This is a genomic window from Georhizobium sp. MAB10, assembly GCF_045012825.1.
GTDB lineage: Bacteria > Pseudomonadota > Alphaproteobacteria > Rhizobiales > Rhizobiaceae > Georhizobium > Georhizobium profundi.
In genome coordinates, this window is record NZ_CP118314.1 from 439,099 (window position 1) to 454,809 (window position 15,711).

Consider the following 15,711-nt stretch of genomic DNA (forward strand, 5'->3'; position numbering starts at 1 on the left):
TGGCCAATGATCCGGCGCGGTGGTCTCTCGCGGAATGCTTAACTCGGTTTCTTGCGCGCCAAGGCCTCGTCTATGAGAATTTGGGCGGCGCGAAACGCGGCCTCTATACTCATTTCCGACGTATCGAGCAAGTGCGCGTCGTCGGCAGGGCGCAGCGGCGAATCCACGCGGCCCATGTCGCGGGCATCGCGGCGACGGATGTCGTCCAGCACGTCGTCATAGGAAAGGTTGCCGCCCGACTTGCCGATCTCCTCGAAACGGCGCCCGGCACGCACGCCGGGCGACGCCGTCACATAAAGCTTCAGCTCCGCGCCGGGGCAGACGACGGTGCCAATGTCGCGGCCGTCGAGCACCACGCCGGGCTCGCGGATGGCAAAGCGGCGCTGCGCTTCGACCAGCGCGCGGCGCACCGCCGGCATCACGGCCACCTTCGACGCAGCCTCGCCGATCTCATGTGCCGCGAGCACCGAGCGATCGAGCGCGCCGAGATCCACCCTGTCCGCCTGCTCCGCCGCCAGCGTCTCTTCGTCGAGCGGCAGGCCGGCGTCGAGCAGCGCCTTGGCGGTTGCGCGATAGGTCAGGCCGGTATCGAGATGGTGGAAGCCGTAACGTTCGGCAATCTTGCGGGCGAGCGTTCCTTTGCCGGAGGCGGCCGGGCCATCGATGGCGATCGTGAATCCCATCAGGCCGGCTCCTCCACGCCACGGTCGATGCTGGCGCCGAGACCCGCCATCAGATCCATGAACTCGGGAAAGCTCGTCGCGATCATGCGCGCATCGTCGACCGTGACGGGATGTTCGCTGGCGAGCCCCATGACCAGAAAGCTCATGGCAATACGGTGATCGAGATGCGTCGCGACCGCATCGCCACGGGCCGAGCCGATGCCCTTGCCCGACGGCGTGCCGCGCACGGTCAGGATCGCCTCGCCTTCGGTGCAGTCGACATTGTTAAGACGAAGCCCGGCGGCAACGGCGGCCAGACGGTCGCTTTCCTTGACGCGCAACTCCTCGATACCATCCATGACGGTTTCGCCCTCGGCAAAGGCCGCTGCGACGGCAAGCACGGGATATTCGTCGATCATCGAGGCAGCGCGTTCCGGCGGCACGACGACACCCTTCAGCTCGGAATGGCGCACGCGCAGATCGGCAACGTCCTCGCCACCTGCAGAACGTGCATTGAGAATGTCGATCTTCCCGCCCATTTCGATCAGCGTGGTGATCAGGCCCGTTCGCGTCGGGTTCATGAGCACATTCAGGATAGTAATGTCTGAGCCCGGTACCAGGAGCGCCGCGACCAGGGGGAACGCCGTCGAGGACGGATCACCCGGCACGTCGATGACGCAGCCTTTCAGTTTCGGCTGACCCTCAATGCTGATGTGGCGGGTTCCGTCTGCGTCTGTCTTGACGTCGAGCGACGCGCCGAACCCGGCCAACATCTTTTCGGTGTGGTCGCGCGTCATGATCTTTTCGGTCACGGTGGTGACACCGGGCGCGTTGAGCCCGGCGATCAGGACCGCGGACTTCACCTGCGCCGAGGCCATGGGCACAATATAATGAATGGGTGCTGCCATGCGCGGGCCGCGCAGCGTGACAGGCAGCTTGCCGCCTTCGGCCGATTTGACCTGCACGCCCATAAGCTTCAGCGGATCGAGAACACGACCCATCGGCCGCGCCGAGAGGGACGCGTCGCCGATGAAGGTCGTTTCGAAATCATAGGTTCCAGCCAGCCCCATGGTCAGGCGGCAACCGGTGCCCGCATTGCCGAAATCGAGCGGCGCCTTTGGCTCGAGCAGGCAGCCATTGCCGGTGCCCTCGATGATCCAGGTATCGCCTTCCTTTCGGATGGAGGCGCCCATTGCGCGCATGGCGTTGCCGGTCGCGATCACATCCTCGCCTTCGAGCAGGCCTGTGATCCGCGTTTCACCTGCGGCGAGACCGCCGAACATGAAGGAGCGATGGGAGATCGATTTGTCTCCCGGAATTCGCACGGTGCCCGAAAGCGGTTCGGAACGTCGCGCCGTTGCCGGGATTGCGCCTTGGCTGCCATGTGCCATCGTGGATCGACCTCTTATCTGCGAATGCCGGTCGCGCGATATCACAGGGCAGCGCGAGCGTCATCCGCCGATCGATCAAAATAAGGGGCGGCAAAGGCTTGGAAACCGGCGGTAGATAGGCTTTGACACGGCGTGGCAACATCATTATGGGGACCGCACATCGCAAATCGACGGGCCGGTCTCTCAAGCCGGCTGACTGGCGACAGTCCCCAATCCATCGAGAGGTTCGCCGTGGCAAAGCCCGAACTTGGAACGAAACGCGTCTGTCCCGAAACAGGCCGTAAATTCTACGACCTGAACCGCGATCCGGTCGTGTCGCCCTACACCGGCAAGAGCTACCCGCTGTCCTATTTCGAAGACACCGCCGTTGCGAAGGTGGTCGAGGCGGAAGAAGAAGAGGACGTCAAGGAACTGGATACCGAAGGCAACGAAGCGGAAACCGTGCCGCTGGAAGATGCCGACGGCGATTCCGCCGAGAAGGACGACGATCTGCCGGACCTGGACGGCGACGAGGAAGAAGTCGAAATCGACGACGATGACGACGACACCTTCCTGCCGGACGACGACGATGATGACGACGACGACATGAGCGACCTCATCGGCGGCGCGAACGAAGACGAAGACGAGAGCTGATCTCAAGGCTTTCGAAACATCTCGCGGGATGTTCAAGAAATTCGACGAGGTCATCTTGATCTCGTCGGAAACCGGACGTAAGAAGCCGTCCACGAGCCGCCGCGGCGGTTTCGAAATGGGGCCATAGCTCAGCTGGGAGAGCGCCTGCATGGCATGCAGGAGGTCAGCGGTTCGATCCCGCTTGGCTCCACCAACCTCCGGTTTATTTAGAAATCGGTAGGCAATCCCACGTAATCCACAGGCTCTCGGTATTCCGGCCACTTGACCACGCTGCGTGGTGGCTCCATCGTCGCACAAGCTTGAAGCGGTACTGTCGCCATCGACAGCGATGACAGGACCGCCATCGCATTACAGGTCGTTTTGTTGGGAGACGGCACTGGCATGAGAGTGTTGATCGATCGTCAAGTTCGCTTGCTCGGCGCCCGGTTCGCGATTCGCGAGGGCGAGACCGCAGGCGCGAGCCTCGAGGTCAGGGTCGCCGCTCGGCTGATTCGAAGACTCTGCAGGCCCATCCGCGATCCCGTTTCAGCCGAGGCGATGCGCACCACGCTGATGGACGCCTTTGCCAATCTGACCGCAGCGATCGCTCTCGGGCTCGAGCACGAAAAGATCGCCGTGATGGAAAACGAGTTCATTGCGCTCGTGATCGAGACCCAGGCACGCGCCAAGCGGGACATGCACTAGACCTCGCCCTTTCGAATCAACCGGTTGGGACCGCGTCTCAGCGCATCAGGATGCCGCCATTGATGTCGATGGTCGCTCCGGTGACGAAGCCGGCCGCATCCGATGCGAGATAGACCGCAAGTGCACCCACTTCCGACGGGTTGCCGAAGCGCTTCAGCGGCACCTGCGCCGCAACGCGGGCGACCCGGTCCGGCGGTGCGAGCGCCGTCTGTTCTGTCTGGATCGGCCCCGGCGCAATGGCGTTTACGGTGACGCCGCCTTCCGCGAAGAGCTGAGCAAGATAGCGGGTCGCACCGATAATCCCCGCCTTCGACGTGGCATAGTGCAGGCCCTGGACGCCGGGGCCGCCGCGCTGGCCGGCCACAGAGGTCATGTTGATGATGCGCCCGAAGCCGCGCTCCATCATTCCCGCTGCGATCACCTGCGCCGTCAGGAAGTGCGAGCGCAGATTGACGGCCATCAGGTCGTCCCACTCGTCGATCGAGAGATCGAAGAAATCGGTGGCGCGCGTGAGCGCCGCGTTGTTGACGAGGATCTCGACGGGTCCGAAGCGCTCTTCGCAGATGGCAGCGGCTCTTTCGATCGACGGTTTGTCGCGCACGTCGATCGGGACCGCGGCCGCATCTTCGCTTTGCAATCCGGCAACGACGCTTTCGACCTTTGCGACATCGATATCGGCGAAGATCACGCGATGACCGGCACCGTGGAGCGCTTTGGCAATGGCAGCGCCAAGCCCCTGCGCCGCTCCGGTGATGAGAGCGACGCGTCGCACAGTTGCTTCACCATTCGTCATTGCTCGGTCCGATCTGGCAGGCATTCAATTGCGGGCGGTTTGCGACCCGGCGGCGAGCGGGTGCGACGGCGGCGATCTCAACGCGGGAGACCGCGTTCCATGAGATTTCGCTCCACTGCGCGAAGATGCAGGTACATCTCGCGCCCCGCACCTTCGATGTCGCGCTTTTCGATCGCCTCGATGATGCGGTCGTGCTCGGCGAAGGAATGGTGCGTTTCCGGTGGACGGTCCGTATTGGTGCGCAACATGCCCCAGACGACGGCGCGGCGCACGGCGTTCAGCGCATCGAAGAGCGCCAGCAACAGCCTGTTTCCGCTCGCTTCCGCGATCCGGCGATGCAGCTCGTTGTCGGCCGTCTCGTATTGCCGCCAGGTGGCTGCCTGGTGTGTGCGGTTGACGCAGCGGCGCAGCGCATCGAGGTCGTCCGATGTCGCGTTGAGCGCAGCTTCGCGCGCGATCAGCGGCTCGATGAGAAGCCGCGTGCGCATGACTTCGGCGGGATTGGTCTGACGATCGATCTCGGCAAGGCTCATCACCTCGATCGCGCGCGATCCCGTAAACGTGCCCTTGCCGACATGGCGCCAGAGCTGGCCTTCTGCCTCCAGTGTCGCCAGTGCCTTGCGCAGGTCGCCGCGGGATACGCCAAGGATCTCGGCCAGCTCGCGTTCTGCCGGCAGCTTTGTATCCGGCGGAAAATCGTGCCGCGTCAACCAGGCGCGCAACTGCACCAGGGTTGCACCGTTCGCGTCTGCCGCCGGATCATGCTTGCCGTCAATGTCGCTGAACTGGCCGTGCAAATCGCTCTCCCGGCGGTTTGACCAATCTTGAATTGGTTCAGACATGACGCATCGATCTGGCGTTGTCAATCGATCTGCTGAGCGCCGTCTAACGCTGCAGTGCCGCAAGTCTGTCGTAAAACCCTGCTTTCAGGTCCGACAACACTGTTGCGCGATGCTGCTTGACGCTCAACCAATTCGGTGATTTGATTTAACCAATATCCGGATTGGCCAAGGTTGGAGGACCTGCTGCCGGATTGAGATCGTCATGTCACGGGAGGAAACCACATGATCAAGCGCAGTCTCTTGAAATCCGCAGCCGCAGCCTGTCTGGCCACGGCATCGATCGTCGGACTGTCGGCCGGCGCTCACGCCCAGACCGGCGAGCCCGTGCGGGTCGCCATGGGCGACATTGCCAGCATCGAGAGCCTCGGCCTGCTGATCGCTATGGAGCGCGCGAAGGAGCGCGGCGTTCCGATGGAACTCACCTTCTTCAACTCCGAAGACGTCGCCACGCAGGCCGTCGTCGGTGGCCAGGCCGATATCGGCGTCGGCGCGCCCTATGCCTTCATCCAGAATTCCAATGCGCCGATCCGCATGTTCTACCAGATGAGCACGCTGCTCTTCTTCCCGGTCGTCAACACGGAAGTCTACCAGGATTGGGCAGACCTCGACGGCCAGGAAGTCACCGTCCATTCGCGCGGCTCCGGCACCGAAGCGCTGATGCGCCTGATGGAGCAGCAGCACGGCATCACCTATTCCGGCATCTCCTATGTTCCGGGCGCCGAAGTGCGTGCCGGCGCGCTGCTGCAGGGCACGATCAACGCATCGATCGTCGACAGCTCGGCCTTCCGTCTCCTGGAGCAGCAGGGCGGCGGCAAGTTCGCCCGTCTCCCGCTCGACGGCGTCAATGCCACCGACGAAGCGCTCTATGCCAATGCCGACTTCCTGAACGAGCGCGAGGAAGACGTTTCGATCTTCGTCGAAGAGATGCTGCGCACCTGGAACGAGATCAACGAGAACCCGGGTATCGTCGCGGAACTTCGCACGCAGTACGACCTCCTGCCGGACCTGCCGGAACAGGCGGTCGCAGAGATCACCCCTTACTTCACGGAATCGGCTGAAAGCGGCGTGTTCCCGACCGATGGCGGCACGCCGGAAGACGTGACCGACGATCTCGAGTTCCTCGCAGCCGCCGGACAGGTCGATGCGCCGGAAGGCGATGTCGACGAGAGCATGTACTGGGATTTCGATCCGCTGAACGCGGCCAAGAACTGAGACTGAGCCTGCCCCCTCGCGTCACCCGTGGCGCGAGGGGTTCCTGGCCGCGGGGCATGGTCGGCGCAAACCGACCGCTCCGTCTCCGCGGTTGATTTTTGGAAACGATCACAGGTTCATCCATGTCTTATTCACCGACCGCCCAACCGGCCTTCGCCGGCCCCCGGCGCGACGCTCCGACGATCTGGAGCCGCATCGGCGAAGTGACGCTCTTCTGGAAAATCCTATCGGTGGTGATCTTTGCCGCGCTTTGGGAATATGCCGGACGGACGGGCTTCAATTTCTCCTTCCCGACCTTCAGCGCGACCGTTTCGGCCTTCTTCGAAATGGTGGCCGATGGCTCCATGGGTGCCGCCTATCTGCGCACGCTGGAACCGCTCGTCATCGGGCTCTCCTTCTCGCTGATCGTCGGCATTTCCGCCGGGGTGGCCATGGGCCTGCGCCGCGACGTGGAATGGTTCACGCTGCCGGTCTTCATCGTCATGCAGGCGGCGCCGATGGCGGCGCTGATCCCTCTCATCACCTTCGTCTACGGCATCGGCCTGGCGTCCAAGGTGCTCGCCGTCGTCATGCTGTCGCTGCCTGTCATCGCGATCAACAGCTACAAGGCCGTGCGCAACGTGCCGCCATCGCTCGTGTCCATGTGCCATTCCTTCATGGGCAACCGCCGCCAGCAGATCTTCCAGATCGTCATTCCGGCGGCGAGCCCGATGATGTTCGCCGGCTTGCGGCTCGGCGTTGCCGAAGGCTTCTCGGGCGTCGTCCTGGCCGAGCTCCTCATCACGCCGACCGGCATCGGCGACCTCATCACCTACCACCGGTCGGTCGCCAATTTCGCCCACATGTACGCGACGATCGCGTCGATCGTGCTGTTCGCGATCATCGCCGTCAGCACCCTTCAATGGATCGAGGCCAAGCTGTTCAGGCCTGAAAAGCGGAGTTCGAAATGAGCCTGGCCCTTGCAAAGACATACGAGGAACCGACGCCCGTGACCAAACCCTCCAACCCCATCATCGAAGTGCGGGGGGTGTCGAAGGTCTACGGCAATGACGTGGTCGCCCTCGACAATATCAACATCGCCTTCGAAACCGGCCATTTGACCAGCCTTCTCGGCCCATCGGGCTGCGGCAAGACCACGCTGCTCAAGATCGTTGCCGGCCTGCTGCAGCCGACCGCCGGCGAAGTGCTCGTGAAGGGCAAGCCGGTGACCGGCCCCGGCCCGGAGCGCGCCTTCGTGTTCCAGGATTTCGCGCTGATGCCATGGGCAAGCGTGATGGACAATGCCGCCTTCGGCCTGAAGATGCAGGGCGTGCCGCGCTCGGAGCGTGAGGACAAGGCGCGGCACTACATCGCCGAGGTCGGGCTTGCAGGCTTTGAGAAGAAGTATCCGCACGAGCTTTCGGGCGGCATGCGCCAGCGCGTCGGGCTTGCCCGCGCGCTCGCCGTCAACGCCGACGTTCTTCTCATGGACGAGCCTTTCTCGGCCGTCGACGAGCAGACGCGCCGCAAGTTCCAGGAGGACCTCTTCCGCCTGCGCGAGGTCGAGAAGAAGACGTTTCTCTTCGTCACTCACTCCATCGAAGAAGCGGTCTATGTTTCCGACCGCATCATCATGCTGTCGCCGCGTCCCGGCCGCATCTCGGAGATCATCGACCCGGCGATCCCGAAGGGCATCAACCCGGACGATCTGCGCCGTAACGACGTCTACCTGGATACGGTCGAGCAGATCTGGCAGGGCATCCGGAAATATGTGGAGTAGGTCATGACACTCTTCGGGTTCAAAATGCCCAAGATGGCCTCGCTCCTCGTCTGGGTGATCATCTGGGAAATCATCGGCCGCTTCGAACTGGTGATGCTGTTTCCGCCGTTCACGGAAGTGCTTGCCGCGCTCGGCGACGTCGTCACGTCGCGCAGCTTCGGCGAAGCGATGCGCATCACGGTGCAGTCGTATCTCGGCGGCCTCGCCCTCGCGATCGCTGTCGGCATCCCGCTCGGCTTCCTGATGGGCCTGGTGCCCGCGGCCGACAAGATGCTGAACATGTGGGTGAACACCTTCCTGTCGGCTCCGCTTTCGGCACTCGTGCCGGTGTTCATGATCCTTTTCGGCCTCGGCACGCCGACCGTCATCGTCACGGTCTTCATGTTCGCGGTCTGGATCATCGTTCTCGATACCCGCGCCGGCGTGCTCAGCATTTCGCCGTCGCTCATGGAAATGTCGCGCTCTTTCGGTGCCTCGCGCGCCGAGCGCTTCAAAATGGTGCTTCTGGCAGCACTGCCCGAAATTCTGGCCGGCATCCGGCTTGGCATGATCCGCGGCGTCAAGGGCGTCGTCATCGGCCAGCTTCTGGTCTCGATCATCGGTGTCGGCGCGCTGTTCCAGCTGTACCAGCAGAACTTCCTCATGGCCCACTTCTGGGCCCTGGTGTTGATCCTTTTCACCATCGCGCTCACTCTTGCGGAACTCGTTGCAAAGCTTGAGAAGCGTGTCGAATACTACGCAGGAGTCAGGAGTTGACCATGTCAGAAAGTGCATTGAAGAAGCCGGCGGAACAGACCTACGTGGTCTCTCCTCCCCAAATCGTCGCCCTGCCGGTCGAAGGCAGCGATGAGCTCTTCCCGATCAACCGCGTCTTTTGCATCGGCCGCAACTACGCCGCCCATGCCGTCGAGATGGGCCACGACCCGGACAAGGAGCCTCCGTTCTTCTTCTTCAAGTCGCCTTCCAACGTGACCTACGGCGAAGACTTCCCCTATCCGACCAAGACGTCCGACGTGCACCACGAGATCGAACTTGTCGTGGTGCTTCACAAGGGCGGCAAGGATATCTCGGTCGATAGCGCGCTCGACCACGTCTACGGCTACGGCGTCGGCCTCGACATGACCCGCCGCGACCTTCAGGGCGAAGCCAAGAAGCTCGGCCGTCCGTGGGAAGTCGGCAAATCCTTCGAGAAGTCCGCACCCTGCGGCGCCATCGTTCCGGCGTCGAAGATCGGTCATCCGACGGAAGGTGAAGTGACGCTCGACGTCAATGGCGAGCGCCGCCAGACCGGTGACCTCAACCAGCTGCTCTGGAAAGTGCCGGAAATGATCTCGATCCTTTCGGAGTATTTCGAGCTGCAGCCGGGCGACATGATCATGACCGGTACGCCGTCCGGCGTCGGTGCCGTCAACAAGGGCGACACGATGGTCGGCAAGGTCGCCGGCGTCGGCGAGATCACCGTCAAGGTTCTCTGAGACGCGACCGTCTTTCAGGCTATAAGGGCGGCGCGACTGCGCCGCCTTTTCTTCTTCATCCTCCCACACTTCTTCCCAGGACCCCTTCCATGCTCGACGTTGGCCTGACCGAAGCGCTCACGCTCATCGGTATCCTTGTCGTCACCGGTGCGATCGCCGGTATCATCTCCGGCCTGCTCGGCGTTGGCGGCGGCATCGTCATCGTGCCGGTCCTGTTCTTCGTCTTCATCGGTCTCGACATCGAGGAAGAAGTGCGCATGCATGTGGCGGTGGGCACGTCGCTCGCGACGATCATCTTCACGGGGTTCATGTCGGCGCGTTCGCACTGGAAGAAGGGAAGCGTCGATACCGACCTTCTCAAGCGATGGGGCCCGGCGGTCGCCTTCGGCGTCATCGTCGGCACCGTCATCGGCGGCAATGTCTCGGGCGAAGTGCTGACCATCGTCTTCGCCGTGGTTGCCGCACTCGTTGCGATCAACATGGCGTTCAAGCCTTCGGAAGCCTCCCAGAAGCGCGAGATGCCGAAAAGCCCGCTGAAGGAGCTGCTCGGAACGATCATCGGTCTGTTCTCGGTGATGATGGGCATCGGCGGAGGAACGCTGTCGGTGCCGATCCTGTCGTTTTTCGCCTATCCGATCCGCAAGGCGGTCGGCACCGCGTCGGCGATCGGCCTGATCATCGCGATCCCGGGCACGATCGGCTATATCTGGTTCGGTCTCGGCGTCGAAGACCTGCCGCCATTTTCGCTCGGCTACGTCAACCTCGCCGGCCTGATCGCGATCATTCCAGCATCGATGCTGACCGCACCGCTCGGCGCGCGCATCGCGCATTCGATCTCGCCGGCAGCTTTGCGCTACTGCTTTGCAGCGTTCCTGGCGCTGACCAGCATCCGCATGATCACGAGCGTGCTTTAACGCTTCCTTGACGGCGGTCGGCAATCATCGGGCTCGTTCTCGCGGGCTCTTGGCCCCGCCGGCATGGTGATGGCGCTTTGCGAAACTTATCCCTGGCGCTTGCGCTTCTCGTTTTCATCCTCGCGACGCTGGAATTTCTGGCGAACGTCCACGCGGTCGACCGCATCCTTCTCTTCGGCCTGCCCGATCCCTTCGGCGCCATTGAGGGAGAGGGCAGGATCGCATCCCTCGCCTGGAGCTTTACGGCACTCGGCAGTCCGGAAATCGTCGCGAGCTTCGCAGCCGCCATGCTCACCTATGCAGTGCTGGCGCGCCATTTTTCGGCCGCCATCTTTCTGATCGTCGGCATCGCCGGAGGCGCTGTTGCCGGCTATGTCGCCAAGGCCGCTTTCGCCTGGCTGCGCCCGCACCATCTGCCCGGCTCCTATTCCATGCTGCATACGAGCTTTCCCTCGGGGCACGCGCTGCTTGCGGCGCTGCTCTTCGGCTCGATCGCGGTGTTTGCGATTCGCGCCACGCCCTATCGACTGCCCAAAATCTGCGCTCTGGGCGCAGCGATCGGTCTGACGGTTCTGGTGGGACTGAGCCGCATCTATCTCCGCACGCATTGGCCGAGCGACGTGATTGCGGGCTGGGCCTTTGCCTATCTCTGGCTGTCTCTTGCGACTGCGGTGAGCTTCGGAGCGCTGTCATCGGCTTCAACCGCCGTCTTCCGCTCTCGGTCGAACGCCGTTGCCGAGGGTGAAGATCAGCCGTTGCGTCATTAAAGGCGGCCTTGCCCGGGAGCATTAATTCGTTTATTCGGGAATTATGGATATGATGTTGGACGGCTTACGCTGGTCCGGCATCCTCATCGACATTTCGAAAAACGGATCTGGCAGCCATGACCCGCATCGCATTGAACGGCCTCGGCCGCATCGGCAAACTTGTCCTGCGGGACCTGATCGACAGTGGGGCCGGCGGTGACATCGTTCTCGTCAACGATGCTATGGGCGACGCTGCGCAGCACGCGCTTCTCATGGAGTTCGACAGTGTCCATGGACGCTGGAACGTGCCGATCGCGCATGACGACGATCATCTCATTCTGGACGGCAAGCGGATACGGCTGACCCGGGAAAAGACGATCGAGGCGCTGCCGCTTGCCGAACTCGGCGTCGATCTCGTGATCGACTGCACCGGGGTCTTCAAGACGGCGGCGAAGGTCGAGCCTTATCGTTCAGCCGGAGCAAAGAAGGTCGTGGTGTCCGCACCGGTGAAGGATGGCGGAGCGCTGAACCTCGTCTATGGCATCAACCACGATCTCTACGACAAGGATCAACATTGGCTGGTCACGGCGGCGAGTTGCACGACGAACTGCCTCGCGCCGGTCGTGAAGGTCATCCACGAGTCGATCGGCATTCGCCACGGCTCGATCACCACGATCCATGACGTGACAAACACGCAGACGATTGTCGATCGGCCGGCAAAGGACATGCGCCGCGCACGTTCCGCCCTCATGAACCTGATCCCTACGACCACGGGCAGCGCAACCGCGATCACGCTGATCTATCCCGAACTCAAGGGACGCCTGAACGGCCATGCGGTGCGGGTGCCGCTTCTCAATGCATCGCTGACGGACTGCGTTTTCGAGGTCGAGCGTCCGACGACGGTGGAGGAGGTGAACGCCCTGTTCAAGGCCGCCTCTGACGGGCCGCTCAACGGCATCCTCGGCTTCGAAAGCCGGCCTCTGGTCAGCTGCGACTACACCAATGACCGCCGCTCCGGCGTGATCGATGGCCCATCGACGATGGTGGTGAACGAAACGCAGGTGAAAATCTATGCCTGGTACGACAATGAGTGGGGCTATGCCTGCAGGCTCGCCGATATCGTCCGGATGATGGCAGGCTCGATGTGAGCGCCGCTCGTCCCATGCGTGCCTATGTTGCCGTCACGGCGTCCTACTGGGCATTCATGCTCTCGGACGGCGCGCTGCGCATGCTGGTGCTTTTGCACTTCAACGGCCTCGGCTTCACACCGATCCAGTTGGCCTGGCTCTTCCTGCTCTACGAAGTCGCGGGGATCGTCACCAATCTCTATGCCGGGTGGCTCGCCGCGCGCTTCGGCCTCGCATCAACGCTCTACGCCGGGCTGACGCTGCAGATCCTGGCGCTCGTCGTTCTAACACAGCTGGATCCCGCCTGGGGCGTCGCCGCCTCCGTGGCATTCGTCATGGCCGTGCAGGGCGTGTCGGGCGTGGCCAAGGACCTGTCGAAAATGTCGTCCAAATCCGCGGTCAAGCTGCTCGCGCCCCAAGGCGACGGCACGTTGTTCCGCTGGGTCGCGCTTTTGACGGGCTCCAAGAACGCCGTCAAAGGGCTCGGCTTCTTCCTTGGCGCGGCACTGCTCGCACTCGCCGGGTTCGAAGCCGCAATCTGGGCGATGGCCGCGATCCTGCTCGTCATCCTCATCGCCGTCGCTCTCTTTCTACCGCCCGGCCTGCCGGCAAAGGACAAGAGCGCCAAATTCGGGGCCTGGCGTTCGTCCGACCCACGCGTCAATAGGCTGTCGCTTGCCCGCATGTTCCTGTTCGCCGCTCGCGATGTCTGGTTCGTGGTCGGCGTGCCGATCTATTTCCAGGCCGTGTTGTCCGATGGGACCGACGAAGGCCGGCGCTGGGCCTTCTTTGTGATCGGTGGGTTCCTTGCTGCCTGGATCATCCTTTATGGATTCGTGCAGGCGGCAGCCCCGCGCATTCTCAAGGCCGCAACACTTTCGGAGGCAGAGGTCGCCCGCAAGGCCGTCTGGTGGGCCGGGTGCCTCGTGCCGATCCCTCTTATTCTCGCCGCCAGCGCCTGGCTATCAGGCGAGCCGGCCCCTTGGCTCACCGTCTTCCTGATCGGCGGTCTGTTCGCGTTCGGCTACGTGTTCGCGATCAATTCCGCGGTGCATTCCTATCTGATCCTCGCCTTCGGTGACGCCACGCGCATCACGCGTGACGTCGGCTTCTACTATATGGCGAATGCCGCGGGCAGGCTTCTCGGAACGCTGCTCTCCGGCCTGAGCTATCAGGCCGGCGGATTGCCGCTTTGCCTCGCCACGGCCGGCGCCATGGCTTTCTTGAGCTGGCTGGCTGCGCGCCGGCTGGTGAACGAGCCGCAAGCCATCCCTCCAGTGAGTTTGCCCCAGTGACGCCATTGGCTGAAGAAGACGTGCAGTTGGCGGTCAGGCCGCTGCCGGAATGCGGGCAATGACCTTGATTTCGAAGTCGAACCCGGCGAGCCAGTTCACACCGATCGCCGTCCAGTTCGGATAGGGCTTTTCCGGAAAGGCCTCGGACTTCAGCGCGAGAAAAGGCTCGAACTGGGTTTCAGGATCGGTGTGGAAGCTCGTCACGTCGACGACGTCGTCGAGGGTGGCGCCCGCCGCTGCCAGCGTCGCCTTCAGGTTCTTGAACGCCAACCGAACCTGGGCTTGGTAATCAGGCTCGGGCGAGCCATCGTCCCGGCTGCCCACTTGACCCGAAACGAACAGGAAGTCGCCGGACTTGATAGCAGGCGAATAGCCGTGCGCGTCGTAAAGCTGGTGACGGCCGGCGGGATAAACGGGTTCACGAACAGTCATGGGTCAAGGCCCTTTCAAAATTGGGAGCTTCCCAAGGGAAGCTGCTTTCATATACGTTGCGTATGCAAGATGTTGACATACGCACCGTATGTCAAGCCATGCTTCGAATTTTGGATTTTTGCGAGGATGGGGATGTCCGGGAAAAGCCGCGCCGCAATGATGGAAGAAACGCGTGCCAAGCTGATTTCGGCCGGGCGCAAGGCCTTTGCCGAAAAGGGTTTTGCCGATGCGTCGATGGACGATCTGACGGCGGATGCCGGGCTTACGCGCGGCGCGCTCTATCATAATTTCGGGGATAAGAAGGGCCTGTTGGCCGCGGTGGTGGCGCAGGTCGACGGCGAGATGGCGGCGAAGGCAAGACAGGCCGCGTCCGGTGCCGAGGATACCTGGGCTGCCCTGGAGGCCGAAGGAGCTGCCTATATCGAGCTTGCGCTCGATCCCGAAATCCAACGCATCGTGCTGCTCGACGGCCCAGCCGTTCTCGGCGACCCGTCGGCGTGGCCAAGCCAGAATGCCTGCCTTGCAGAAACCCGGCGGGCGCTCATGGCACTGGCCGAGGAGGGCCGGCTCAAACCCGTGGACATCGAAGCCGCGGCACGATTGCTGAACGGCGCGGCCTTGAACGCGGCTCTCTACGTCGCCGCCAGCACCGATCCCAAAAAGATCCTGCCCCGCACCGTCGAAGCCTTCAAGGCACTGGCGCGGGGTTTTCTGGCTACGTAAGCTTGGACTTACTGATAATAGTCAGGTTCAAGCGGGACGTGTTGGTTCAGCGCGCTTCGATCAGATCAACGATCGCTGCCCCGATCTCCGTCACTGCGGCATTGCGAGCCTGGAAGTCAGCCGTCGTGTCGGAGAGATAGATCGAGACCACATAGGGCGCTTCATCGGGTGGCGTGACCATGGCCACGAGATTGCGCGTCCGGTTGCCGCTGCCGGACTTGTCTGCCACCAGCCAATCCTCGGGCGTGCTTGCGCGCAGCAGCGCGCCCGTCACACCCCCGATGCTCATCCATTCGATCAGTTGTGCTTGTGACGCAGGGGACAAGCCGTCGCCGAGCAGCATCGTTTCCCAGCTCGCCGCCATGGCAGCGGGTGTCGTGGTGTCGCGTGGATCTCCTTCGGCAAAGGAGTTCATCTCCGGCTCCAAGCGGTCAAGCCTGGTGACGCTGTCGCCGAGGCTGCGCATGAAGGCAGTGACCTCCTGGGGTCCGCCTAGCCGACCGATCAGCAGATTGGCGGCCGTGTTGTCGCTCATGTCGAGCGTCGCCAGGCACAGCTCTCCGATCGTCATGCTTTCTCCGACACGGGTCTCCGCCACGGGCGCATAGTCAAGAATGTCCGACGCCTCGATCTCGAGTGTCTCTGTGAGTGCCAGCTCTCCTATCTCGGCGCGCTGAAGGACCGCGCCGCACAGCACGGATTTGAAGGTGCTGTTCATCAGGAACCGCTCGTCTTCCCGGTGCGCCCACTGCCAGTCCGAGCCGCTGTCACGCACGACGATTCCGACGCGGGCATCCAAGTTTTCCTCGATCGTCGAGACGACCTCCTGAAGCCGCGCATTGGCATCTTGGGCATTGGCCGCCCCGGCAAACAATAAGCCCATGGTGAAGGCGGCAATGGCTGTCTGTGAGACAATCGAACGTGGCGTCATCGGCAGTTTCCCTCATCTGGTCGCAAAATGTGCATCGCTCTTATCGGCGCGGTGCATCAGATAAACTGATGGCGAATGCATAGACCGCGCTC

General features: G+C 62.6%; 18 protein-coding genes and 1 tRNA gene. 13 read left to right on the plus strand and 6 right to left on the minus strand.

The genetic code is table 11. The annotated features are described in order from the left end of the window. Nucleotides 1-38: 38 nt before the first annotated feature. A complete protein-coding gene (cmk, locus tag PU133_RS01960) occupies nt 39-683 on the minus strand; it encodes a (d)CMP kinase (protein WP_404863290.1) in 645 nt (214 codons plus the stop codon). Next, a complete protein-coding gene (aroA, locus tag PU133_RS01965; protein WP_404863291.1) occupies nt 683-2,053 on the minus strand; it encodes a 3-phosphoshikimate 1-carboxyvinyltransferase in 1,371 nt (456 codons plus the stop codon). Before aroA ends, cmk begins: the two co-directional genes overlap by 1 nt. 231 nt (nt 2,054-2,284) lie before the next feature. On the opposite strand from aroA, the gene PU133_RS01970 reads away from it, so the two are divergent. From PU133_RS01970 to PU133_RS01980, 3 genes are all read left to right on the plus strand, one after another. After that, nucleotides 2,285-2,686, plus strand: a complete 402-nt coding sequence (locus PU133_RS01970; RefSeq protein WP_126007220.1) for a TIGR02300 family protein — start codon at nt 2,285-2,287, stop codon at nt 2,684-2,686. A 117-nt stretch (nt 2,687-2,803) separates the two neighbouring features. Beyond that, nucleotides 2,804-2,879 (plus strand) — tRNA-Ala (locus PU133_RS01975). Between the two features lie 188 nt (nt 2,880-3,067). After that, a complete protein-coding gene (locus tag PU133_RS01980) occupies nt 3,068-3,370 on the plus strand; it encodes a hypothetical protein (protein ID WP_404863292.1) in 303 nt (100 codons plus the stop codon). A gap of 37 nt (nt 3,371-3,407) precedes the next feature. Here the strand turns inward: PU133_RS01980 and PU133_RS01985 are convergent, their stop codons facing one another. Both PU133_RS01985 and PU133_RS01990 read right to left on the minus strand, forming a co-directional pair. Then, nucleotides 3,408-4,163 carry an SDR family NAD(P)-dependent oxidoreductase gene (locus PU133_RS01985; RefSeq protein WP_404863293.1) on the minus strand — a complete coding sequence of 252 codons (756 nt, stop codon included), beginning with the start codon at nt 4,161-4,163 and terminating at the stop codon, nt 3,408-3,410. A gap of 77 nt (nt 4,164-4,240) precedes the next feature. Continuing rightward, nucleotides 4,241-4,960 (minus strand): FadR/GntR family transcriptional regulator, encoded by a 720-nt coding sequence (locus PU133_RS01990; protein WP_404863294.1) that lies wholly within the window; start codon nt 4,958-4,960, stop codon nt 4,241-4,243. Nucleotides 4,961-5,227: 267 nt separating this feature from the next. Here PU133_RS01990 and PU133_RS01995 point away from each other — a divergent pair, with 267 nt between their 5' ends. The 9 genes from PU133_RS01995 to arsJ all read left to right on the plus strand — a co-directional run bounded on the left by PU133_RS01995 (nt 5,228) and on the right by arsJ (nt 13,533). Further along, the gene (locus PU133_RS01995) at nt 5,228-6,217 is read left to right on the plus strand and encodes an ABC transporter substrate-binding protein (RefSeq protein WP_126007228.1); all 990 of its coding nucleotides are present in this window, start codon (nt 5,228-5,230) and stop codon (nt 6,215-6,217) included. A gap of 122 nt (nt 6,218-6,339) precedes the next feature. Further along, nucleotides 6,340-7,167 carry an ABC transporter permease gene (locus tag PU133_RS02000; RefSeq protein WP_404863295.1) on the plus strand — a complete coding sequence of 276 codons (828 nt, stop codon included), beginning with the start codon at nt 6,340-6,342 and terminating at the stop codon, nt 7,165-7,167. Next, nucleotides 7,164-7,976 carry an ABC transporter ATP-binding protein gene (locus tag PU133_RS02005; protein ID WP_126007232.1) on the plus strand — a complete coding sequence of 271 codons (813 nt, stop codon included), beginning with the start codon at nt 7,164-7,166 and terminating at the stop codon, nt 7,974-7,976. The genes PU133_RS02000 and PU133_RS02005 overlap by 4 nt, the downstream gene beginning before the upstream one ends. A 3-nt stretch (nt 7,977-7,979) precedes the next feature. Beyond that, on the plus strand, nt 7,980-8,732 hold the full coding sequence (locus PU133_RS02010) for an ABC transporter permease (protein ID WP_404863296.1): 753 nt from the start codon (nt 7,980-7,982) through the stop codon (nt 8,730-8,732). A gap of 2 nt (nt 8,733-8,734) precedes the next feature. Then, nucleotides 8,735-9,451 (plus strand): fumarylacetoacetate hydrolase family protein, encoded by a 717-nt coding sequence (locus PU133_RS02015; RefSeq protein ID WP_404863297.1) that lies wholly within the window; start codon nt 8,735-8,737, stop codon nt 9,449-9,451. 89 nt (nt 9,452-9,540) lie between these two features. Then, a complete protein-coding gene (locus PU133_RS02020) occupies nt 9,541-10,365 on the plus strand; it encodes a sulfite exporter TauE/SafE family protein (protein WP_126007237.1) in 825 nt (274 codons plus the stop codon). A 77-nt stretch (nt 10,366-10,442) separates the two neighbouring features. Next, on the plus strand, nt 10,443-11,132 hold the full coding sequence (locus tag PU133_RS02025) for a phosphatase PAP2 family protein (protein WP_404863298.1): 690 nt from the start codon (nt 10,443-10,445) through the stop codon (nt 11,130-11,132). Between the two features lie 116 nt (nt 11,133-11,248). Then, a complete protein-coding gene (locus PU133_RS02030) occupies nt 11,249-12,259 on the plus strand; it encodes an ArsJ-associated glyceraldehyde-3-phosphate dehydrogenase (RefSeq protein ID WP_404863299.1) in 1,011 nt (336 codons plus the stop codon). Between the two features lie 14 nt (nt 12,260-12,273). Beyond that, nucleotides 12,274-13,533, plus strand: a complete 1,260-nt coding sequence (arsJ, locus tag PU133_RS02035) for an organoarsenical effux MFS transporter ArsJ (RefSeq protein ID WP_404863300.1) — start codon at nt 12,274-12,276, stop codon at nt 13,531-13,533. Between the two features lie 33 nt (nt 13,534-13,566). On the opposite strand, the gene PU133_RS02040 is transcribed toward arsJ, so the two are convergent. Then, entirely contained in the window at nt 13,567-13,965 is a 399-nt protein-coding gene (locus PU133_RS02040; RefSeq protein ID WP_404863301.1) for a RidA family protein, read from the minus strand. Between the two features lie 132 nt (nt 13,966-14,097). Here PU133_RS02040 and PU133_RS02045 point away from each other — a divergent pair, with 132 nt between their 5' ends. Beyond that, nucleotides 14,098-14,688: a TetR/AcrR family transcriptional regulator gene (locus PU133_RS02045; RefSeq protein ID WP_404863302.1), complete on the plus strand. Its 591-nt coding sequence runs from the start codon at nt 14,098-14,100 to the stop codon at nt 14,686-14,688. 46 nt (nt 14,689-14,734) lie between these two features. Here the strand turns inward: PU133_RS02045 and bla are convergent, their stop codons facing one another. Beyond that, nucleotides 14,735-15,619, minus strand: a complete 885-nt coding sequence (gene bla, locus PU133_RS02050; RefSeq protein ID WP_404863303.1) for a class A beta-lactamase — start codon at nt 15,617-15,619, stop codon at nt 14,735-14,737. Between the last annotated feature and the right edge of the window lie 92 nt (nt 15,620-15,711).